Source organism: Variovorax sp. EL159 (genome assembly GCF_900100965.1).
Classification (GTDB): Bacteria; Pseudomonadota; Gammaproteobacteria; order Burkholderiales; family Burkholderiaceae_C; genus Variovorax.
The window spans coordinates 986,457-1,007,324 of sequence record NZ_FMUJ01000003.1 but is presented as its reverse complement, the minus strand read 5'-3'; the positions used below and the strand labels follow the sequence as shown (position 1 = coordinate 1,007,324).

The following is a 20,868-nucleotide window of genomic DNA, read 5'->3' as shown; positions in this document are numbered from 1 at the left end:
GATTGATTAACTTAAGGCTTTATGAAGGCTTTGTTGCAAGGCTTGCAACCTGAGCATTTCATGAACGCCGGCGGCGCCCGGTTTTCCCTGTGTGAGGGCGCGCTACGATCCGCGCATGCCAGCCGCCCCCACAGTCGCCGCACCGCCCGCCTTGCCCCTCGATGCCGAAGGCATCCTCGCGCTTGCCGCGCGCTCGATGTTTCATTTGTTTTCCAGCATCAGCCAGGGCATGTTCCTGGTGGACAGCAGCGGGCGCATCGTGTGGGTCAACGAAAGCTACCGGCGCTTTCTTCCGGCGCTGGGTTTTTCGTCCATCGACCAGTTCATGGGCCACATGGTCGAGGACGTGATCCCCAACACCCAGATGCGGCGCGTGCTCGAAACCGGCGAGCCGATATTGATCGACCTGCTGACCAACAAGGCGGGCACCTTCGTCGTGAGCCGCATCCCGCTGCGCGAGGAACGCGGAGGCGGCGAAGGCGGCATGGGCGAGGTGATCGGCGCCATCGGCATCGTGCTGTTCGACCAGCCCGAGACCACGCTGCAGCCGCTCATCAGCAAGTTCGCGCTGCTGCAGCGCGACCTCGACGATGCGCGGCGCGAGCTGGCCAGCCAGCGCAACAACCCGCTCTACCAGCATGCCGACGGGCAGCGCCGCTCCAAGTACACCTTCGCGAGCTTCATCGGCAGCAGCCCGGCGGCGGTGGAGGTCAAGCGCCATGCGCGCCGCGCTGCGCAATCGGCCAGCCCGGTGCTGCTGCTGGGCGAGACCGGCACCGGCAAGGAACTGCTGGCGCATGCCATTCATGCATCGTCCGCGCGTGCCAAGGGCCAGTTCGTCAGCGTCAACATCGCGGCCGTGCCCGACACCTTGCTGGAGGCGGAGTTCTTCGGCTTCGCACCCGGCGCCTTCACCGGCGCCGACCGCAAAGGCCGCGAAGGCAAGTTCAAGCTCGCCGATGGCGGCAGCCTGTTCCTCGACGAGATCGGCGACATGCCGCTCGGCCTGCAGGCCAAGCTGCTGCGTGCGCTGCAAGAAGGCGAGATCGAACCGCTCGGCTCCAACAAGCTCGTGCCCTTCGATGCCCGCGTGATCGCCGCCACCTCGCGCGACCTGCCGGAGCTGGTGCGCCGCGGCCTGTTTCGCGAAGACCTTTATTACCGCCTCAATGTGCTGCCGCTGCGCGTGCCGCCGTTGCGCGAACGGCGTGCCGACATTCCGGCGCTGGTCGAGGCGCTGGGCGAAGACATGGCCCTGCGCAGCGGCGAGGCGCCGCCCGAACTCACGCCCGATGCGCTCGCGTTGCTCGCCGGCCAGCACTGGCGCGGCAACATCCGCGAGCTGCGCAACGTGCTGGAGCAGGTGACGATGCGCAGCGATTCGCAACGCATCGACGCTGCGCAGCTCGAACGCATCCTGCGCGAAGCGGGGCTGGAGCAGATCGAGCTGCCGGATACCTCGCTGAACGCGCCCGATGCCGATGAAGAAGCGGCCCTGTTGCGCCCCCTGGCGCAGCAGGTCGCGGAGCTGGAGCGCAAGGCCATCGCCGCCGCGCTGGCATCGACCGGCGGGAACAAGCTGGCGACCTCGCGGCTGCTCGGTATTTCGCGTGCGACGCTGTATGAGCGGATGACCAGCCAGGAGCGGCCGGCGTGACGATGCAGGGCCACTTGCGCCAGATCGATCTGGCCGACATCGGAGTCGGAGAGCCCGTGATCAGCGTCAAGATGCCGTACGAAGCGTTCGTGACGCGATTCGGCGAAAAGCACTCGGACCATCCGGCCGACTGGGATGCGCCCGGCCCGGTGGAGCTGTGGTTCTTCGAGCTTCCATGGGGACACAAGATCATCCTGGAATACCACTTGGCCATCACCCACTTCAGCATCCATCTCGAATCTCTTGAGGTCGATGCGGTGCTCGACTTCCTCGATCTGAGAGGCTTTGAAGTTCACGTAAGTGCATTCGTAGCGGACTTATTGAGAGAGCAGGGGGTCAAGCGATACTCCGGCCCCTGAACGCAACCCAACCCCAACGACCCATGAAAGCTCTTGCCCGTATCGCTGCCTGCCTCGTCCTTTGCTCCGTGGCAGGCATCGCCAGCGCAGCACCGCCCCAATGCGCGAGCGAAGCCGTCGTGCAGGCCAAGAAGCTCCTCACCTTTCACTTCGGGCCCGACGACCGCATCCAGATCGACCCCGAGGTCAAGGAGCTTGCGCCGATTCGCAACCCGGCCGACAAGAAGCAGCAGTTCAAGGTGCTCGAAGTCTGGGGCTCGATCTACAAGGGCAACTACCGGATGCGGCTGATCTACTTCCCCATGGACAAGAGCTGCGTGCTGATGGGGCAGGAGATCCTCGAGCTGGCGCGGCTGTGAGCGTCCGGGCGCTCCGGTCGAGCTTCGGCCCCAATTGCCACTGGTGCGGCCTGCCCATGGATTTCGACGAGCCCTGCGGCCGCCCCGAGTCCGCGACCATCGAACACCTCATCGATGCCACGCTCGGTGGCGTGCGCACGCAGAAGCATCGGCGCCTGGCCCATGCGATCTGCAACCACACGCGCAACGAATTCCGGATGCAGGCCGAGCGCGAGTTCCAGCGCTGGATCGCCGCGCGGCAGGGTGCTAGTAAACCCTGACTGATAAAAATACAGTTGTCTGAAAATTGAACATGCGAAGTGTTCTGAAATAAGGCGAATCGGGTTTCTCTCCAATGAAGAAACCTTTGTTATCAATGAGTTGGGCGGGTGGCACGAACTGTGCAATATTCAGTCACCATTTTCAGGAGACAAAGAATGAACCGTCGCCACCTCGTCGCCCTGGCCGCGCTCGCCACGTGCGTTGCTGCCGCTCCCGCCTGGGCCCAGTCCAACGAAATCCGCATCGCCCACGTCTACAGCAAGACCGGCGCGCTGGAGGCCTACGGCAAGCAGACCCAGACCGGCTTCATGATGGGCCTGGACTACGCCACCGGCGGCACGATGATGGTCAACGGCAAGAAGCTCGTGGTCATCGAGAAGGACGACCAGGGCAAGCCCGATCTGGGCAAGTCGCTGCTGGCTGCCGCGTACTCCGACGACAAGGCCGCGCTGGCCGTCGGCCCGACCGCCTCGGGCGTGGCGCTGGCCATGCTGCCGGTGGCCGAGGAATACAAGAAGATCCTGATCGTCGAGCCCGCCGTGGCCGACTCGATCACGGGCGACAAGTGGAACAAGTACATCTTCCGCACCGGCCGCAATTCGAGCCAGGACGCGATCTCGAATGCGGTGGCGGTCGACAAGGCCGGCGTCACCGTCGCCACGCTCGCGCAAGACAACGCCTTCGGCCGTGACGGCGTGAAGGCCTTCGGCGCCGCGCTCAAGAAGGCGAAGCTGGTGCACGAGGAATACCTGCCGCCCGCCACCACCGACTTCACCGCCGGCGCGCAGCGCCTGATCGACAAGCTGAAAGACCAGCCGGGCCGCAAGATCATCTGGATCGTCTGGGCCGGCGCGGGCAATCCGTTCAAGATCGTCGACCTCGACCTGAAGCGCTACGGCATCGAGATCGCCACCGGCGGCAACATCCTGCCGGCCATGACGGCCTACAAGGCGCTGCCGGGCATGGAAGGCGCGGCGTACTACTACTTCGGCATCCCGAAGAACCCGGTGAACGAGGCGATGGTCTCGGCGCACTACAAGCAGTTCAAGGCGCCTCCGGACTTCTTCACGGCCGGCGGTTTCTCCGCCGCGATGGCGGTGGTGACGGCGCTGAAGAAGACCAACGGCGACACCAACACCAACAAGCTCATCAGCACGATGGAAGGCATGAGCTTCGACACGCCCAAGGGCAAGATGACCTTCCGCAAGGAAGACCACCAGGCCATGCAGTCGATGTACCACTTCAAGATCAAGGTCGATCCGGCGTTCGCCTGGGGCGTGCCCGAGCTGGTGCACGAGATCAAGCCCGAAGAGATGGACATCCCGATCAAGAACAAAAGGTAAAGCTCGCCCCCAGGCTGCGCGCACTTCGTGTCGCTTCGCCAACCCCCTACCGGGGGCAACACCTGCGGCCCGGCAAAGCCGGTTCCGCGGTGTTCTTGAAAGTTCAGCGACCCGAGAAGCACCTCTCCCTATTTCGCCCCGGATGGCCGCCGGGCGAAGCGCCAGCCTGCGCCTTCATGGCGCAGGTGGCGCGATCCACGGCCGATTCGTGAGCAAGCAAGCGTTCGACAAACCACAACAGAAGGAGACAGCGATGCCAGCGATGCGATTGAACTGGAAGGGCCTTGCCGCAGCTGCGGCGATGACGGTGGCGGCGCATGCCGCAACGGCGGCGGTGCCGCTGCCGGCGCTCGGCGCCAACCCGGCGGAGGTGAGCGTGTCCGGCCTGTCGGCCGGCGGTTTCGCGGCGGTGCAACTGCACGTGGCTTACTCGGCCACCTTCAAGCGCGGCGCCGGCGTGGTGGCCGGCGGCCCGTACTACTGCGCCGAGGGTTCGGTGCTCAATGCCACCGGGCGCTGCATGACGCACAGCACGAGCATTCCGGTGTCGTCGCTCGTGAGCACCACCAACAGCTGGGCTGCCAGCGGTGCGATCGATCCGGTCTCGAACATGAGCGGATCGAAGGTGTACATGTTCTCGGGCACCTCCGACAACACCGTCAAGCAGCCGGTGATGGACGACCTGAAGACCTACTACCAGAGCTTCGTGCCGGCGGCCAACATCGTCTACAAGAACAACATCGGCGCGGGCCACGCGATGGTCACCGACGACTACGGCAGTGCCTGCAGCACCACCGCCGCGCCCTACATCAACAACTGCGGCTTCGACCTGGCGGGCGAGATCCTCACGCAGCTCTACGGTCCGCTGAACCCGCGCAACAACGGCACGTTGGGCGGCACCTTCACCGAGTTCAACCAGTCGGAGTTCATCACCGGCCACGGCGTGGCCGCCACCGGCTGGATCTACGTGCCGCAGGCCTGCACCACCACCTCGTGCCGCGTGCACCTGGTGCTGCACGGCTGCAAGCAGAACTACACCGACGTGGGCGACCAGTACGTGAAAAAGACCGGCTACAACCGCTGGGCCGACACCAACAACATCATCCTGATCTACCCGCAGACCAGCACCGCTGCCACCAACAGCTGCTGGGACTGGTGGGGCTACGACAACGCGAACTACGCGAAGAAGTCGGGGCCGCAGATGGTGGCGCTGAAGGCCATGGTCGACCGCGTGGTCAGCACCGGCGGCGGCTCGTCGCTGCCGGCACCAACCGGCGTGGGCACCTCGGGCGCGACCAGCAGCAGCATGACGATCGCATGGACCAGCGTGTCGGGTGCCAGCGGCTACAACGTCTATCGCGGCGGCAGCCAGGTCAACAGCGCGGCCGTCACCGGCACCAGCTACACCGACACCGGCCTGGCCCCGTCCACCAGCTACAGCTGGACCGTGGCCGCGCTCGACGCCAACGGCGCCGCGGGTGCGATGTCGGCGGCGGCCACGGGCACCACGTCCGCGGACAACGGCGGTGGCGGAACCTGCTATACCGCGAGCAACTACACGCACACCATTGCCGGGCGCGCCTATGCGCTGTGGGGCCTGACCTATGCCTACGGCTCGGGGCAGTCGATGGGCCTGTGGAACATCTACGCCATCACCACGCTGAAGCAGACCGGCCCCAACTACTACGTGATCGGCAGCTGTTGACGCCGATCGTCATCGACACACTTTTCCATCTGCAATGACCAACGATGCTTGAGACCCGAGACCTGACCATCCGCTTCGGAGGGCACGTGGCCGTCAATGGCGTGAGCTGCGCTTTTGCGCCGGGCACGCTGACGGCCATCGTCGGCCCCAACGGGGCGGGCAAAACCACTTACTTCAACCTGATCTCGGGCCAGCTCAAGGCGAGCGCGGGCACGGTGTCGCTCGACGGGCAATCGCTGTCGGGCCTGTCGCCGTCGGCGCGCACGCATGCGGGGCTGGGGCGTGCCTTCCAGCTCACCAACCTGTTCCCGAACCTTTCGGTGCTGGAGAACGTGCGGCTGGCGGTGCAGGCCACGCGCGAGGGCGCGCACCGGCGCGGGCTCAATCTGTGGAGCATCTGGAGCGACCACAAGGCGCTGACCGAACGCGCGGACCAGATCCTGGCCGACGTCGCGCTCAAGTCGCGCGAGCATGCGACGGTGGCGAGCCTGCCGCACGGCGACCAGCGCAAGCTCGAAGTGGCATTGCTGATGGCGCTGGAGCCCAAGGTCTTCATGTTCGACGAACCCACGGCCGGCATGAACGCGGCCGAGGCGCCGGTCATCCTCGACCTGATCCGCAAGCTCAAGCAGGACAAGACCAAGACCATCCTGCTGGTCGAACACAAGATGGACGTGGTGCGCGAGCTGGCCGACCGCATCATCGTGCTGCACAACGGCACGCTGGTGGCGGACGGCGAGCCGGCCGAGGTGATCGCCTCGCCGGTGGTGCAAGAGGCCTACCTGGGTGTTGCGAAGGAGGCCGCTGCATGACGCGCCCGATGACGAATCTGAATTTCTCCCTCCCCCGCTGGGGGAGGGCAGGGGTGGGGGCTCGCGGCCTTCACTTCGCTGCGGCCTTGCCAGCGCCGCTCGCCCCCATCCCAACCTTCCCCCGGAAGGGGAAGGAGCAAGACCGATGACTGCTCAGAACCTGTTGACCCTCGAAGGCGTGCAGACGCACATCGGGGCGTATCACATCCTCCACGGCGTCGACCTTGCCGTGCCGCGCGGCCAGCTCACGATGCTGCTGGGCCGCAATGGCGCAGGCAAGACGACCACGCTGCGAACCATCATGGGCCTTTGGCATGCGTCGCAGGGCAGCGTGCGGTTCGGTCACGACAAGGCCGTGGACATCACCGCGCTGCAAACCCCGCAGATCGCCAGCCTCGGCATCGCCTACGTGCCCGAGAACATGGGCATCTTCTCGGACCTCACGGTGAAAGAGAACATGCTGCTCGCCGCGCGCGGCGCCAAGAACGCCGCGCAGATCGACGACACGCGGCTGAAGTGGATCTTCAAGCTCTTCCCCGCGGTCGAGAAGTTCTGGAACCACCCGGCCGGCAAGCTGTCGGGTGGACAGAAGCAGATGCTGGCCGTGTCGCGCGCCATCGTCGAGCCGCGCGAGCTGCTGCTGATCGACGAACCCAGCAAGGGCCTGGCGCCCGTGATGATCAACAACATGATCGACGCGTTTGCCGAGCTCAAGCGCAGCGGCGTGACGATCCTGCTGGTGGAGCAGAACATCAACTTCGCCCAACGCCTGGGCGACACCGTCGCGGTGATGGACAACGGCCGCGTGGTGCACAGCGGTTCGATGGCGGCGTTCTCCGAGGACGCGCAATTGCAGCAATCTCTCCTGGGTCTCGCGCTATGAAGTATTCGATGTTTTTCTCCCTCCCCCTCTGGGGGAGGGTTGGGGTGGGGGCTCGCGGCCTTCGATGCAGCGCGGGCCTGCAGGCGCCGTCAGCCCCCATCCCTGCCTTCCCCCGGAGGGGGAAGGAGCAAGAGAAGGGAGCGCTGCAATGAAGGCACTCGACTTCGACTGGAAGCCGCTGCTTCTCGCCCCCATCCTCGCGCTCATCGCGCTGCCGCTCACCGGCTCCTTCTCGACCTGGCTCACGCTCACGGTCGCGGGCCTGGCGATGGGCATGATCATCTTCATCATCGCCTCGGGCCTCACGCTGGTGTTCGGCCTGATGGACGTGCTGAACTTCGGCCACGGCGTGTTCATCGCACTCGGCGCCTTCGTGGCGAGCAGTGTGCTCGGCCTCATGGGCGATTGGACGGGCTCGGGCGAACTCTGGCGCAACCTCGTGGCCGTGTTCCCCGCGATGCTGGTCGCGATGCTCGTGGCCGGCGCAGTGGGCCTCGCGTTCGAGCGCTTCATCGTGCGGCCGGTGTACGGCCAGCACCTGAAGCAGATCCTCATCACCATGGGCGGCATGATCATCGGTGAAGAGCTCATCAAGGTGATCTGGGGCCCGGCGCAGATTCCGCTGCCGCTGCCCGAGGCGCTGCGCGGTTCGCTGCTCGTCGGCGACGCCGCCATCAGCAAGTACCGCCTGCTCGCGGTGGCCGTGGGCGTGGTGGTGTTCGGCCTGCTCGCATGGACGCTGGGCCGCACCAAGATCGGCCTGCTCATTCGCGCCGGCGTGCAAGACCGCGAGATGGTCGAGTCGCTCGGCTACCGCATCGGCCGGCTCTTCGTCGGCGTGTTCGTGGTCGGCAGTGCACTGGCCGGCCTGGGCGGCGTGATGTGGGGGCTGTTCCAGCAGAACCTGGTGCCGCAGATGGGCGCACAGGTCAACGTGCTGATCTTCATCGTCATCATCATCGGCGGGCTGGGCTCGACGGGCGGGGCGCTCATCGGCGCGCTGCTGGTGGGCCTCATGACCAACTACATCGGCTTCCTGCTGCCGACCCTCACGCAGTTCGCGAGCATCTTCCTGATGGTGGCCGTGCTGTTGTGGCGTCCGCAGGGTGTGTACCCCGTGGCGAACCGTTGAGAAAGAAAAAAGCCGTCATGTTCCTGAAACGACTTCTCTCCAACGACACCCCGCGCAGCCGCCTGCTGGCGCTGCTGCTGGTGGCCGTGTTCCTTGCGCTGGCCTTCGCGCCTTTTATCTTCCCGGGCGTCAAGGCGCTCAGCGTCGCGGCCAAAATTTTGGTGTTCGTGGTGCTGGTGGCTAGCTTCGATTTGCTGCTGGGCTACACCGGCATCGTGAGCTTTGCGCACACCATGTTCTTCGGCATCGGTGCCTATGGCATCGCGATCTCGGCTTCGCGGCTGGGCCCCAACTGGGGTGCAGTGCTGGTGGGGCTGGGCGCATCGCTGGCGGTGTCGCTGGTGCTCTCGTTCGCCATCGGCCTGTTCTCGCTGCGGGTGCGCGCGATCTTCTTCGCGATGATCACGCTGGCCGTGGCCTCGGCCTTCCAGACGCTGGCCTCGCAACTGTCGGACTTCACCGGCGGCGAAGACGGCCTGACCTTCAAGCTGCCCGAGCTGATCTCGCCGAGCTTCGAGTTCTCCGAAGAGCCTTTCCTCGGCGTCTCGCTCGACGGGCGCTTGCTCTGCTACTACCTGCTGTTCGTGGCCGCCGTGGTGCTGGTGCTGGCGCTGCTGCGCATCGTGAACTCGCCCTTCGGCCGCGTGCTGCAGGCGATCCGCGAGAACGAGTTCCGCGCCGAGGCCATCGGCTACCGCGTGGTGGTGTACCGCACCACGGCCGCCGTGCTGTCGGCGCTGTTCGCCACGCTGGCCGGCGCGATGCTGGCGATCTGGCTGCGCTACAACGGGCCCGACACCTCACTGAGCTTCGAGATCATGATCGACGTGCTGCTGATCGTGGTGATCGGCGGCATGGGCACCATCTACGGCGCGGCCATCGGCGCGGTGCTGTTCGTGGTGGCGCAGAGCTACCTGCAAGACCTGCTGCGCCTTGGCAACGAGGCCGCCAGCGGCCTGCCGTGGCTGGCGGCGTTGCTGTCGCCCGACCGCTGGCTGCTGTGGCTGGGCGTGCTGTTCGTGCTCTCGGTGTATTACTTTCCCACCGGCATCGTGGGCAAGCTGCGGGCGAGGGCGGCACGATGAGCGACCGCAACGTCATGACGCCCCTGTCGCGCTATGCGCAGCTCGCGGGCCGCGAGATCCACTGGCTCGAATGGGGCGCACCCGAGGCGCCGGTGGTCATCGCCTGGCACGGCCTGGCGCGCACCTGCCGCGACATGGACGAGCTGGCGCAGCACTTCGCGTCGCGCGGCTTCCGCGTGATCTGCCCCGACACCATCGGCCGTGGCCTGAGCCAGTGGAGCCCGCTGCCGGACGAGGAATACCAGCTGTCGTTCTACGCACGCATCGCCAATGCGCTGTGCGACGAGCTGCGGATCGGCCGCGTGCACTGGGTCGGCACCTCGATGGGCGGTGCCATCGGCACGGTCTGCGCATCGGGCCTGTTCGAGCCGCGCATGAAGGCGCGCATCGCGAGCCTGGTGCTCAACGACAACGCGCCGCAGCTTGCGCAGGCGGCCATCGAGCGCATCCGCGCCTATGCGGGCCAGCCGCCCGCGTTCGACACCGTGGCCGAGCTGGAGGCCTTCTTTCGCACCGTCTACAAGCCCTACGGCTGGCTCAGCGACGCGCAGTGGCGCCGCCTGACCGAAAGCTCGACGCGTCGCCTGCCTGACGGCCGCGTCACGCCGCACTACGACCCCGCCATGGTTCGCCAGTTCAGCGCGCACGACAACGACTACCTGATCTGGCCGCACTACGACGCCATCGAGGTACCGGTGCTGTGCCTGCGCGGCGCCGAGTCCGACCTGGTGCTGCCCTGCGTGGTCGAGGAGATGGCGCGCCGCGGTCCCGGTGCGGCCGGGCGGCTGCAGGTGATCGAAGTGCCTGACTGCGGCCACGCGCCCGCGCTCAACGTGCCGGCACAACTGGAGCCGATCGAAGGGTTTATTCGCGCCGCCAGTCGTTGAAGACACGGCGGCGAGACAATCGCCGCCGACTCCAACCACCACAAGGCTCACCTCCCATGGCGCTCTCGATGTACGACCTGTCCGTGCCGGTCTTTGCACGCGGACTCGGACAACTCACCCACCTGCTCGACAAGAGCCTTGCGCACGCACAAGCCAACGGCATCGACCCGGCGACGCTGGTCGAGGCGCGGCTTGCGCCCGACATGCTCACGCTGGCCGGCCAGATCCAGCGCGCAAGCGATGCATCGAAGCTCGGCGTGGCGCGCATCGCGGGCATCACGGCCCCCAGCTTTCCCGATGAGGAAAAGACCTGGGACGAACTGCAGGCCCGCATCGCGAAGACGCAGGACTTCCTGAAGACCGTCGAGCGCTCGCAGGTCGATGGCCAGGAAGAGCGCCCCGTGGTCATCAAGCAGCGCGAGGGCGAAGCGCATTTCACCGCGCAGCGCTACCTGCTGCAGTTCGCGCTGCCGAACTTCTTCTTCCACGTGACCACTGCCTACGACGTGCTGCGCCACAAAGGCATGCCGATCGGCAAGATGGACTACCTCGGCAAGTTCTGAGCGATCTGCCCGCCAGGCCTTCACGCCGCCGGGACAAACTTCAAATTGCCGTGACACATGCGCGCATGCTGGGCGCGCGGCAAACAATCGCGCCTGACCGCTGTCGGTCTGACATGCACGAGGTTCGCGATCATGAAGATGTTGTCCAGAAGGGCGTTCTCGGGGCTGGCCGTGGGCTCGTCCGCACTCGTTGCGGCGGCCGGTGGTGGCTGGCCCGTGCGCAGTGCTTTCGCCGCGTCGCTGGGCTTGCAGGACTACGGCCGCGCGCCCGAGTTCGCGGGCATCGACAAGTGGCTCAATTCGGAGCCGCTCACCATGCAGGGGTTGGCCGGCAAGGTGGTGCTGGTCGACTTCTGGACCTACTCGTGCATCAACTGCATCCACACGCTGCCGCACGTGGTGCGCTGGTACGAGAAGTACAAGGACCAGGGCTTCGTGGTGGTGGGCGTGCATTCGCCCGAGTTCGCGTTCGAGAAGTCGACGCGCAACGTGCAGGACGCGATCGGCCGCTTCAACATCCGCTACCCGGTGGCGCAAGACAACAGCTTCGCCACCTGGAACGCCTACAGGAACCAGTACTGGCCCGCGTTCTACCTGGTCGACAGCAAGGGCCAGGTGATGCGGCAGCACTTCGGCGAAGGCGAATACGCGGAGATGGAAGCCGCGATCGAGGCGCTGCTGGCGCGCAAGGCTGCGGCCTGAGACGGGGCCTGCAGCCTATCGAGTGCGGCCTATCGCGTGCGAGCCACAGGCGGTGACGCCAGGATGCGCCGCACGGCCGCCTTGCCTGCGGGCGTGAGCATCGGGTCGAGGTCCGCGTAGGGCACTTCGACCGTGATCTCGCAGCCGTCGCCGTTCGCGGGTTGAGAAAAGCTCATGCCTTTGGTCTCCAGCGTCAGGTCGTACGGGCTGCCGTCCTCGTAGTTGTCCTTGCAGTTCTTTTCCGCCTGCGAGGGATCGATTTTTCCGTAGGCGAACAGAAAGCGCCGCAGCTTCGGAGTGAGCATTCCGCGGCCCGTGCCGCTCTTCTCGTGCGGGTCGCTCTGTTTCTGCGTGCGTGCGCCGAACCATGTCCACGGGTCGACCTGCTTGCCGGTCCTCAGGTCCCAGGTCCGAAAAAACCACGAGATGCCGCGGCTGCCGGTGCCTGCCGTCCAGCTGTAGTTGCGGATGCTGAGCCATTCGGAGGTCCAGTGATCGGGCGAGGCGGTTTTCTCGTCTTCGGCCGGCACGCCGACCTGGCCGAGGAACTCGCGCCGCGTATCGAAGTACGCCTTGACCGCCTCCTTGCTGGTGTCGAAGTCGCCGCGAAGCTCGCGGTTGATGGCGGCGAGCGTGGGCTCGGGGCCGAAGAGTTCCAGGGTTTCCTGTCCCGCGAAGCGGAGCGCGCGGAAGCTGCGGCCTGGCGTGTACTCCTCTTTCTTGCCGGTCTCGATCTTCGGCGGTGCTTCGAGCAGGCCCGCATAGCCGTCGGTGCCGCAGGCCGTGTCGCCGCCCGTTGCGTCGGCCAGGTTCAGCTGGATGGGCAGCGTGACGGGCTTGCCCTTCGCGCTTTTCCAGGTGCCCGTGAGCGTCGAGCCCTTGGCGGGGTCGAGCGACCAGAGGCCGGTGTCGTCGGCCTCGTGCCAGAACTCGTCCTTCTCGAGGCGGCGCAACTGGATCGGCTTCTTGTACTGCCGGTAGAAGTAGCTGCCGCTCGCAAACTGCGCGTTGAAGCAGGCCACGATGGCCTTGGTACCGAGCGTGCCTTCCCAGATGCCCTTGGGCACGTCGGCCGTCTTCGCGAAGGAAGCGAACGGCAGCAACAGGGCGCAGATGCAGAGCGCGGGAAGGCGGGTCATGGCTTGCGCGCGGCGAGCGAGTACATCAGCGGAATGCGGGCCATGCCCTCGGGCGCTGCCATGCGGCGGCCACCGATGTCGCGCATGCCTTCGAAGGGCTTCCAGCCGTTGGCGTACGGGTACTCGCCGAGGTGCTCGACGATCAGCCCGGACTGCCCGAGCGCGGTCGTCACCTGGCCCACGCCCCATGCGAACTCGAAGCTTGGATGCGGGTTCTTGAAGTCCTGCACGCCGGTCTGGTAGCCATCGGGGACGAGGCCGTCGCCCGACTGGGCCACGTAGTCGCCCACCCCTTCTTCCGGCACCGGTGCGTCGTTGAAGTAGTCGTAGTGAAACTTCCACGATGGGTCGAACACCATCGCAACGGGATGGAAGTCGATGAAGACGAAGCGCCCGCCGGGCTTGAGCATCTGCGACACGCCACGTGCCCAGGCCGACAGGTCGGACAGCCAGCAGAGCGTGCCGTACGAGCAGAAGACGATGTCGTAGCGCTCGCCGCGCGCCTGCGCATCGCGAAAGTAGTCGTAGACATCCGATCGCTCGAAGCGCGCCGCAATGCCCGACTGTGCCGAGAGCCGCGTGGCGAAGGCGATGGCTTCGTCGGAGATGTCCACGCCCGTCACCTGCGCGCCGAGGTGCGCGATGCTCAGGCTGTCTTGCCCGGCGTTGCACTGCAGGTGCAGCACGGCCAGGTCCTTCACGTCGCCGAGCAGTCCGGTTTCTTCGGGGAAGAGCGTGGAGCCGCCGTTGCGGAAGAAGGCGGCCTGGTCGCCCTTGTGGCTGTTGTGCGCGACGGTTGCCGCGTTCCACGAGAGCCGGTTGGCTTCGTGCAGTTCTTTCTTCATGGTGTGGGTGCTTGTGTGGGCCAGCCCGCCAGGTTGCGTTCGGCAATGCCCGCGAGCGCGGTGATCCATGCCGGGCTGTCGTTGAGACAGGGGATGTAGCTGAAGGCCTCGCCGCCCGCATGCATGAAAGCCTCGCGGCCTTCCATGGCGATTTCTTCCAGCGTTTCGAGGCAGTCGGCCGGAAAGCCGGGGCACACCACGTCGACCCGCTTGACGCCGGCGGCGCCGAGTTCGCGCAGGGTCGGCTCGGTGTAGGGCTCCAGCCATTTGGCGCGGCCGAAGCGCGACTGGAAGGTCACGCGGTATTGCGTGTCCGACAGGCCGAGCCGTGCCGCGAGCAGCCGCGCCGTGGCAAGGCACTGCGCCTGGTACGGGTCGCCGAGCGCGATGTTGCGCGCGGGAATGCCGTGGAAGCTCATCAGCAGCACCTGGCCGCGGCCTTCGGTCTTCCAGTGGCGCTCGATGCCTTGTGCGAGCGCTTCGATGTAGAGCGGATCGTCGTGGTACTGGTTGACGAAGCGGAACTCGGGCACGCGGCGCTGGCGGCGGCTCCAGTCGTTCACCGCATCGATCACGCTGGCCGTGGTGGTGGCCGAATACTGCGGGTAGGCCTGGAGCACCAGCACGCGTGTCGCGCCTTCGGCCTGCAGTGCATCGAGCCGCGAGGCGATGGACGGGTTGGCATAGCGCATGGCGTCGCGCACCATCACGCGGTGGCCGCGCTCGCCGAGCCAGCCGGCCAAGAGCGTCGCCTGCTTCTGCGTCCACACCTTGAGCGGCGAGCCTTCGGGCATCCAGATGCTGGCGTACTTGGCGGCCGACTTGGCGGGCCGGGTGCGCAGGATGATGCCGTGAAGAATCAGCGCCCAAAGCACCCTGGGAATTTCAACCACGCGCGGGTCGCCCAGGAAGTCGGCCAGGTACGGGCGCACGGCCGCGGCGGTGGGCGCATCGGGCGAGCCCAGGTTGCACCAGAGCACGGCGCTGCGTTCGACGGTCGATGCGACCTTCTCGTTGTCTTGAGGCATGCGATATTCTCAGGCAAATGACTTCCGCTCCTACGGCGCCTGCGAGCCCCGCGCCTCTCGATCTCTCTCGCATCTCGGCCATCTCCCTCGACCTCGACGACACCCTCTGGCCGATCTGGCCGACCATCGAGCGCGCCGAGATCGCGCTGCAGGAATGGCTGCTGCGCGAGGCACCGAAGACGGCCTCGCTGTTGCTGAAGCCGGGCATTCTTCGCGAGCTGCGCGAAGCCACCGCCAAGGAGCGCTCCGACCTTGCGCACGACCTGAGCGCGCTGCGCCGTGAATCGATCCGCACCGCACTCACACGCGCGGGCGAAGACCCGGCGCTGGCCGAGCCGGCCTTCGATGTCTTCTTTGCCGAGCGCCAGCGCGTGACGCTGTACGACGACGCGCTGCCGGCGCTCAAGTGGCTCAGCGAGCGCTATCCGCTGGTCGCGATCTCGAATGGCAACGCCGACATCCACAAGACCGGCGTGGGCCGCTGGTTTCGCACGGCCTTCAATGCGCGCGCCTTCGGCAGCGGCAAGCCGCATGCGCCGATCTTTCGTGCTGCCGCGGCCTCGATCGGCCTGTTGCCGAAAGACGTGCTGCACGTGGGCGACGACGCCGAGCTCGACGTGGTGGGCGCGCTCAACGTCGGCATGCAGGCGGCGTGGCTGGTGCGCGACGAGCGGCCCTGGGTGCATGGCGCGCGGCCGCAACTGATCGTGCCGAACCTGCACGCCCTGTGCGTGGCACTGGGCGCCTGATAAGGACGGCGCGGCCTTACTTGAAGACAGGTCGGAAGAAGCTGCGCTCGTAGCTCACGATGCAGCGGGTTTCTTCGGCGTACTTGAAGGCCGCCTGGCACTCGGCGTCCTGCATCGAGTCGGCGCGGTAGCGTTCGTACGCGGCGAGGCTGGGGAAGGTGAACATGGCCAACGCCACGTTGTTCGTGCCTTCCGAGGGCAGGAAGTAGCCATGGTGCTGGCCGCCGAACTTCTCGACCAGCGGAATCCAGAGCTTGCCGTAGTGCTCGAATTCCTTGAGCTTGTAGGCATCGACGATGTAGCGCAGGTAGCAGGTGACCATGTTCTTTCCGTAGGTGAGGGGTAATCGGCGCGACCCCGGCGGGCGGCGGGCCGTCGGACTATAGTTTCCCGCTCCCCGTCTTGTTCTTCCTTTCGCGCAGGAAATCCGAAAGTGCATCTCTCCAACTGGCTCATCTTCTGCGGCGTGACGCTGCTCGTCGCTTTCACACCTGGCCCGGCCGTGCTGCTCGCGGTGTCGAATTCGATCTCTGTCGGGCCGCGACGCGCGATGATCAGTTCGCTGGGCAATGCGATGGGGCTGTTCATGGTGTCGGCCGCCGCCATGGCCGGGCTGGGTGTGGTGCTGACCACTTCGGCCCATGCCTTCATGGCACTGAAGCTGGCCGGCGCGGCCTACCTGATCTATCTGGGCATCAAGCAGTGGCGCAGCCGGGGCAGCGTGTTCTCGGACCTGAGCCCGTCTGCCGCAGTGGGTGCGAATCGGTCCTCGTCATGGCGGCTGTTTGGCCACGGCGTGACGGTGGCGCTGACCAATCCCAAGGGCATCCTGTTCTTCTCGGCGCTGTTCCCGCAGTTCCTGACGCAGGACGCACCGATCCTCGAACAGTTCGCGGTGCTCACGACCACCTTTGCCGTGGGCTCGGTACTGTCGCACGCGTTCTACGTGCTGCTGGCGCGGATGCTGAAGAAGCAACTGGGCGACCCGCGCCGCTCGCGGATGTTCAACCGCGTGTCGGGCGGTGCATTCGTGCTGCTGGGCCTGAGCCTGCTGCGGCTGCCGAACAAGGCGGCCTGAGGCGGGCGCCCTGCGGCGCCTTCCTCAGTCGAGCGCGAACCGTTCGCGCAGCGCCGTGCAGAAATCCTCGGTGCCGACCAGCGAGAACGTGACCGTGTCGAAGCGCGGCGTTTCGCGCGTCTGCTGCAGGTCGTAGTCCCACGTCGCGCAGTCGTCGAGCGCACCGCGTCCGTCCGGAAAGGTGGCTTGCGCCCAGGCCAGCACCTGCTCGATTTCCGCGAGCACTTCATGCGTTTTTTCTGGCGTGGTCGACGCCATGGCGTCGAAGGTGCCGTGGCCTTCGGTGTCTTCGCTGTAGTCGAAATCCAGGTAGCGCAATTCGGTCATGGTGTCTTCTTCAACGCCTGGGCGACCGCGAGCCCGCCGAGCACCGCGCCTTCGAGCGTGGCGGGGTAGGGGCCTTCGGTGTAGTCGCCACAGGCCAGCAGGCCGGGCGCGATGGATGTGGGTGGCCGCGCGAGTGCGGGCGTGCAGGCGAAGGTGGCGCGCTTCTCGACCACGGTCTGTATCAGTTCCAGGCCGGTCTGCCCCAGTTGGGTGGCGGCCTGCGCGATGACCTGCCGCTCCAGGGTTTCGCGCGAGGCTTCATTGGCGCTGATGACCAGTGCGAGCACACCTTGCGGGCCGCCGAGCTGGCTCCGGTCGAAGACGAACTGCGCGGGTGCCGTGGCCGGGTTGCTGCGTAGCGCGAGCATGGGTTCGGCCATCGGCGCAGCGCCACGCACGTAGACCGTGGCGATGGCCTCGAAGCGCAAGGCCTCGGTGGTTTCGCACCACGAATCGGCCGGCACGCCCGAGGCGCGGACCAGCCGCGCGGCGTCCCATGGCGCACAGGCCAGCACGACCTGATCGAAGGCTTCTCCGTCGACGTGCCACTGGTCCCCTTCAGGCGCGATGGCCCGCACGCGGGTGCCGATGCGCAAGGTGGCATCGTGCGCGGCGAGCCAGCGGATGGCCGCATCGGGAAACAGCGCGCCCAGATCGACCCGAGGCAGCAGCAGGTCGGCGCCGCCGCTGCCGCTGAACAGCGCGTCGTTGAGCACGCGCAGGAACACCTCGCCGCTCGATTGGGCGACCGGTGTGTTGAGCGCGGAAACGCACAACGGCTCGATCAACTCCTGCATGACGCGCGGCGTGAGGCCGGCGCAGAGCGTGGCCACGGTGGTGTCGCTGGCGCAGCGGAATCCGGCAAGGCGCCATCCGATGGCGGTGCGCAGCAGCGAGGACTTGTCGCGCCATGTCCAGCCGCGGGCCGTGAAGATGCCGGCCAGCAGATCGAGCGGCGCGGGCAGCCGTGGCAGCTTCAGCCCGCCGCCATCGGCGAACCGCAACGAGAGCGGGAGGCGCTGCAGGGCGGTGTCGATATCGACGCCCACCTCGCGCATCAGCTTCAGCGTGGTGGTGTAGGCGCCGATGAGGATGTGCTGCCCGTTGTCCAGCGCAAGGCCGTGGATGTTGTCGACCCGGCGCGCGCGGCCGCCGGGCATGTGCGCGGCCTCGAAAAGCGTGACGGTGTGGCCCAGGCGCGTGGCTTCGACGGCGCAGGCAAGGCCGGCCCAGCCGGCGCCGATGACGGCGAGCTTTTTCATCCGGGGATGCGGGGAAGCCGGACTCGGTCGCCGTAGGGATACAGGTCGTCGTCCGGCTTCTCGCAGCGGATGAAACACCTGTGAGTGAGCAGCTCGATGCGCTCGGCAACTGTCAGGTCATCGTCGGAGGCCGGCAATCCGGGCGCGGCCAGGTCGTGCTTGCCGTCCGCATTGAAGAGCAGCTCGTCGCCAACGACATGGTCGCGGCGAAAGGTCGTTCTCCATTGCGAGTTGGAGCCCCAGCCATCCGACAGGTCCGAGGTGCGTCGGTGCTTGCGTCGGCATGCCCAAAAGAGAGTCGAGGACGTGGCGATCTCGGAATGCAGGGCGCCAAAGGCACAACTGACGGCGACGCCCGCGCGCGAGAACAACATCGTGCCCAGCATCAGCGCGGGCCAGTCGACCCTTGCCAGTTCAACGGCCTTGCGCCGCGATGAGCGATTTCTCTCTTCGCTGACTTCGACAATCTCATGGAAGAACGGCGAGTAGTCCGCTTCATCGGCCACGCGGCAACCGAGTCCCGTCATGAAGGCCAGGTAGTCCGGCAGGCTCAGGAGCGGGCCTGCCCAGCCTTCGCCTTCATCGTGTTGAAAGGCCAGCAGCAGGACCTGGTTGACGCGCGAGAGTGCGTAGAGGCGCCACGAGTCCTCGATGGCGATGGGCGCATGCGAGGTGCTGTGCGCGAACGCATTCAGCCAGTCGCGTTCCTCCTCGTGTGCATCGAGCCACGGGCGAAGCAGCGTCTGGAAGACATCTTCCGCGGGGCTGCTGTTGTAGAGCGCATCGAGCAGGTCTCGATACGGCACTTGGCACGGGTCCATGGGCGTGGCGGCTAGATGCGGCCCAGCGCCTGCACCTTCCAAGCCAGCCAGAACTTGCGCACCGGCGTCAGGCTCACGCGCTGGTTCAGCACCTGGAAGTCGTCGCGTTCGATCTCGCGCAGCAGCGTGCGGTAGATGCTGGCCATCATCAGGCCGGGCTTTTGCGTGCGGCGGTCGGCCAGCGGGAGCAGGGCGAGGGCTTCGTCGTATGCCGCGTGCGCACGCGCAGCCTGGAATTTCATCAGCGCGACGAAGCGGTCGGAATGCACGCGGTTGAGGATCTCGTGCGCCTTCACGTCGAACTTCTGCAGTTCGTTGACGGGCAGGTAGATGCGGCCGCGCAGCGCGTCTTCGCCGACGTCGCGCAGGATGTTGGTGAGCTGCAGCGCCAGGCCGAGCTTGTGGGCGTAGGCGGTGGTCTGCGGGTCGGTCTGGCCGAAGATGCGGGCCGCGACTTCGCCAACCACGCCGGCCACCAGGTGGCAATAGCGCGCAAGGCCGGGAAAGTCGAGGTAGCGGGTCTGGTCCAGGTCCATCTGGCAGCCGTCGATCACGTCGTTGAGCTGGCGGGCTTCGATGCCGTAGGCGGCGGCGTGCGGCATCAGCGCCTGCATCACCGGGTGGCGCGGCGGGCCGGCGAAAGACTGGGCGACCTCGGTGCGCCACCAGGCGAGCTTGGTGGCGGCCACGCCGGGGTCGGACACCTCGTCGACCACGTCGTCGATCTCGCGGCAGAACGCATAGAACGCGGTGATGGCAGCGCGGCGCGGCTTGGGAAGAAACAGGAAGGCGTAATAGAAACTGCTGCCCGAAGCGGCGGCCTTGTCTTGCACGTATTGCTCGGGGGTCATCGGGGAGGCGCTGCTTTCATGGGCCGCCATTGTCTCCGCATCCGCATGGCCTTCCAGAGCAGCCGCGGCGCATCGGCCTTGCCGATGGTGGGGCGTTGCGAGAAGGTGTCGAAGCCCAGGTCCTCGATCTTGTCGAGGATGCGCAGGCCGCCCTGCACGACAAGGCGCAGCTCCCAGCCGGCGCGACCGGGCAGGCGGTGCACGAGGGGCGCGCCTTCTTTCATCAGCTCGCGCGCCCAGAAAGACACGACTGCTATCAGATTGATAGCTTCCTGCGGAGGCGGGGCGTTCGAGAGCGGCGCAAAAACCTTGAAGTTCTCGCGTGTGAGGCTGCGCCGGTCGCAGTCGGTCAGCGGAAAGTAGAAGCGGCCGCGCGGCAGGTCGACGCTCGGGTCCTGCCAGAAATTGATGAGCTGCAGTGCGCTGCAGATGGCGTCGCTCTGCGCCAGCGCCCCTGAGTCGGTCACGCCGTACAGGTGCAGCAGCAGGCGGCCGACCGGGTTGGCGGAGCGGCGGCAGTAGTCGAGCAGCTCGGCGCGGTCGGCGTAGGCGCCGCGGTCGCGGGTTTTCACGATGTCCTGCACGAAGGCGCTGAGCAGGTCGGCCAGCAGGGCCTCGGGCAGGGCGTGCTGCGCAATGCTGTGGGCCAGCGGGCCGAACACCTGCGGCCAGCGCGACGAGGTGGACACCTCGCCGCGGGCGGCGGCGGCAAGTTCTTCGCGGTAGGCGGCCAGCTCGGCCAGGCGCTGCTCGGACGAGGCGTCGCCCTCGTCGGCGATGTCGTCGGCCGTGCGCGCGAAGTGGTAGATCGCGGCAATGGGCGGGCGCAGGTGCGGCGGGCACAGCCACGACGCGACCGGAAAATTCTCGTAGTGCGCCGGCGGCGCGGCGTGGGGGGGAGTGGCGGACACGCCACGATTGTCCGCGACGTCGTCTCCGGGCACTATGCTCGCGGCGTCGCCACTTCGAACTTTCCGCTTCATGAAAGCATCTGCTTCGGCCCCCAGGCCCCAGGTTTCA

General features: G+C 66.5%; 24 protein-coding genes. 15 read left to right on the top strand and 9 right to left on the bottom strand.

Annotation, left to right across the window (positions count from 1 at the left end):
• Positions 1-115 precede the first annotated feature (115 nt).
• The 13 genes from BLQ28_RS16860 to BLQ28_RS16800 all read left to right on the top strand — a co-directional run bounded on the left by BLQ28_RS16860 (position 116) and on the right by BLQ28_RS16800 (position 11,748).
• Positions 116-1,657 (top strand): sigma-54 interaction domain-containing protein, encoded by a 1,542-nt coding sequence (locus BLQ28_RS16860; RefSeq protein WP_093241795.1) that lies wholly within the window; start codon positions 116-118, stop codon positions 1,655-1,657.
• Complete coding sequence (locus tag BLQ28_RS16855) at positions 1,654-2,016, top strand: hypothetical protein (RefSeq protein WP_143012499.1); 363 nt, start codon at positions 1,654-1,656, stop codon at positions 2,014-2,016. Before BLQ28_RS16860 ends, BLQ28_RS16855 begins: the two co-directional genes overlap by 4 nt.
• A 23-nt stretch (positions 2,017-2,039) precedes the next feature.
• The gene (locus BLQ28_RS16850) at positions 2,040-2,375 is read left to right on the top strand and encodes a hypothetical protein (RefSeq protein ID WP_093241482.1); all 336 of its coding nucleotides are present in this window, start codon (positions 2,040-2,042) and stop codon (positions 2,373-2,375) included.
• A gap of 56 nt (positions 2,376-2,431) precedes the next feature.
• Entirely contained in the window at positions 2,432-2,635 is a 204-nt protein-coding gene (locus BLQ28_RS16845) for a hypothetical protein (protein WP_256327327.1), read from the top strand.
• A gap of 156 nt (positions 2,636-2,791) precedes the next feature.
• Positions 2,792-3,979 (top strand): substrate-binding domain-containing protein, encoded by a 1,188-nt coding sequence (locus BLQ28_RS16840; RefSeq protein WP_093241477.1) that lies wholly within the window; start codon positions 2,792-2,794, stop codon positions 3,977-3,979.
• A gap of 253 nt (positions 3,980-4,232) precedes the next feature.
• Entirely contained in the window at positions 4,233-5,684 is a 1,452-nt protein-coding gene (locus tag BLQ28_RS16835; protein ID WP_093241475.1) for an extracellular catalytic domain type 2 short-chain-length polyhydroxyalkanoate depolymerase, read from the top strand.
• A gap of 44 nt (positions 5,685-5,728) precedes the next feature.
• Complete coding sequence (locus tag BLQ28_RS16830; protein WP_093241472.1) at positions 5,729-6,496, top strand: ABC transporter ATP-binding protein; 768 nt, start codon at positions 5,729-5,731, stop codon at positions 6,494-6,496.
• Positions 6,497-6,641: 145 nt separating this feature from the next.
• Complete coding sequence (locus BLQ28_RS16825) at positions 6,642-7,379, top strand: ABC transporter ATP-binding protein (RefSeq protein ID WP_093241470.1); 738 nt, start codon at positions 6,642-6,644, stop codon at positions 7,377-7,379.
• A 148-nt stretch (positions 7,380-7,527) separates the two neighbouring features.
• Complete coding sequence (locus BLQ28_RS16820; protein ID WP_093241467.1) at positions 7,528-8,511, top strand: branched-chain amino acid ABC transporter permease; 984 nt, start codon at positions 7,528-7,530, stop codon at positions 8,509-8,511.
• A gap of 17 nt (positions 8,512-8,528) precedes the next feature.
• Positions 8,529-9,596, top strand: coding sequence for a branched-chain amino acid ABC transporter permease (locus tag BLQ28_RS16815; protein ID WP_093241465.1), 1,068 nt, complete (start codon positions 8,529-8,531; stop codon positions 9,594-9,596).
• Positions 9,597-9,610: 14 nt separating this feature from the next.
• Positions 9,611-10,483 carry an alpha/beta fold hydrolase gene (locus BLQ28_RS16810; RefSeq protein ID WP_093241792.1) on the top strand — a complete coding sequence of 291 codons (873 nt, stop codon included), beginning with the start codon at positions 9,611-9,613 and terminating at the stop codon, positions 10,481-10,483.
• A gap of 56 nt (positions 10,484-10,539) precedes the next feature.
• Positions 10,540-11,046 carry a DUF1993 domain-containing protein gene (locus BLQ28_RS16805; RefSeq protein ID WP_093241462.1) on the top strand — a complete coding sequence of 169 codons (507 nt, stop codon included), beginning with the start codon at positions 10,540-10,542 and terminating at the stop codon, positions 11,044-11,046.
• Positions 11,047-11,184: 138 nt separating this feature from the next.
• Positions 11,185-11,748, top strand: coding sequence for a thioredoxin family protein (locus tag BLQ28_RS16800; protein ID WP_093241789.1), 564 nt, complete (start codon positions 11,185-11,187; stop codon positions 11,746-11,748).
• 29 nt (positions 11,749-11,777) lie between these two features.
• Here the strand turns inward: BLQ28_RS16800 and BLQ28_RS16795 are convergent, their stop codons facing one another.
• From BLQ28_RS16795 to hemH, 3 genes are read right to left on the bottom strand one after another with little or no spacing between them, the layout of a single operon-like run.
• Positions 11,778-12,887: a hypothetical protein gene (locus BLQ28_RS16795; RefSeq protein ID WP_093241460.1), complete on the bottom strand. Its 1,110-nt coding sequence runs from the start codon at positions 12,885-12,887 to the stop codon at positions 11,778-11,780.
• Entirely contained in the window at positions 12,884-13,732 is an 849-nt protein-coding gene (locus tag BLQ28_RS16790; protein ID WP_093241457.1) for a class I SAM-dependent methyltransferase, read from the bottom strand. The genes BLQ28_RS16795 and BLQ28_RS16790 overlap by 4 nt, the downstream gene beginning before the upstream one ends.
• On the bottom strand, positions 13,729-14,760 hold the full coding sequence (hemH, locus tag BLQ28_RS16785; RefSeq protein ID WP_093241455.1) for a ferrochelatase: 1,032 nt from the start codon (positions 14,758-14,760) through the stop codon (positions 13,729-13,731). Before hemH ends, BLQ28_RS16790 begins: the two co-directional genes overlap by 4 nt.
• A 17-nt stretch (positions 14,761-14,777) precedes the next feature.
• On the opposite strand from hemH, the gene BLQ28_RS16780 reads away from it, so the two are divergent.
• Entirely contained in the window at positions 14,778-15,509 is a 732-nt protein-coding gene (locus tag BLQ28_RS16780) for an HAD family hydrolase (protein WP_093241452.1), read from the top strand.
• Positions 15,510-15,525: 16 nt separating this feature from the next.
• Here BLQ28_RS16780 and BLQ28_RS16775 read toward each other — a convergent pair whose 3' ends face one another.
• Positions 15,526-15,831 (bottom strand): NIPSNAP family protein, encoded by a 306-nt coding sequence (locus tag BLQ28_RS16775; protein WP_093241450.1) that lies wholly within the window; start codon positions 15,829-15,831, stop codon positions 15,526-15,528.
• 111 nt (positions 15,832-15,942) lie between these two features.
• Between BLQ28_RS16775 and BLQ28_RS16770 the strand changes: the two genes are divergently transcribed.
• Positions 15,943-16,587 carry a LysE family translocator gene (locus BLQ28_RS16770; RefSeq protein ID WP_093241447.1) on the top strand — a complete coding sequence of 215 codons (645 nt, stop codon included), beginning with the start codon at positions 15,943-15,945 and terminating at the stop codon, positions 16,585-16,587.
• Between the two features lie 24 nt (positions 16,588-16,611).
• On the opposite strand, the gene BLQ28_RS16765 is transcribed toward BLQ28_RS16770, so the two are convergent.
• From BLQ28_RS16765 to hpnC, 5 genes are read right to left on the bottom strand one after another with little or no spacing between them, the layout of a single operon-like run.
• Complete coding sequence (locus tag BLQ28_RS16765) at positions 16,612-16,914, bottom strand: hypothetical protein (RefSeq protein WP_093241444.1); 303 nt, start codon at positions 16,912-16,914, stop codon at positions 16,612-16,614.
• Positions 16,911-18,176 carry a hydroxysqualene dehydroxylase HpnE gene (gene hpnE / locus BLQ28_RS16760; RefSeq protein WP_093241442.1) on the bottom strand — a complete coding sequence of 422 codons (1,266 nt, stop codon included), beginning with the start codon at positions 18,174-18,176 and terminating at the stop codon, positions 16,911-16,913. The genes BLQ28_RS16765 and hpnE overlap by 4 nt, the downstream gene beginning before the upstream one ends.
• A complete protein-coding gene (locus tag BLQ28_RS16755) occupies positions 18,173-18,997 on the bottom strand; it encodes a hypothetical protein (RefSeq protein WP_093241439.1) in 825 nt (274 codons plus the stop codon). The genes hpnE and BLQ28_RS16755 overlap by 4 nt, the downstream gene beginning before the upstream one ends.
• 11 nt (positions 18,998-19,008) lie before the next feature.
• A complete protein-coding gene (gene hpnD, locus BLQ28_RS16750) occupies positions 19,009-19,848 on the bottom strand; it encodes a presqualene diphosphate synthase HpnD (RefSeq protein ID WP_093241437.1) in 840 nt (279 codons plus the stop codon).
• The gene (gene hpnC / locus BLQ28_RS16745) at positions 19,845-20,759 is read right to left on the bottom strand and encodes a squalene synthase HpnC (RefSeq protein WP_093241786.1); all 915 of its coding nucleotides are present in this window, start codon (positions 20,757-20,759) and stop codon (positions 19,845-19,847) included. The genes hpnD and hpnC overlap by 4 nt, the downstream gene beginning before the upstream one ends.
• Between the last annotated feature and the right edge of the window lie 109 nt (positions 20,760-20,868).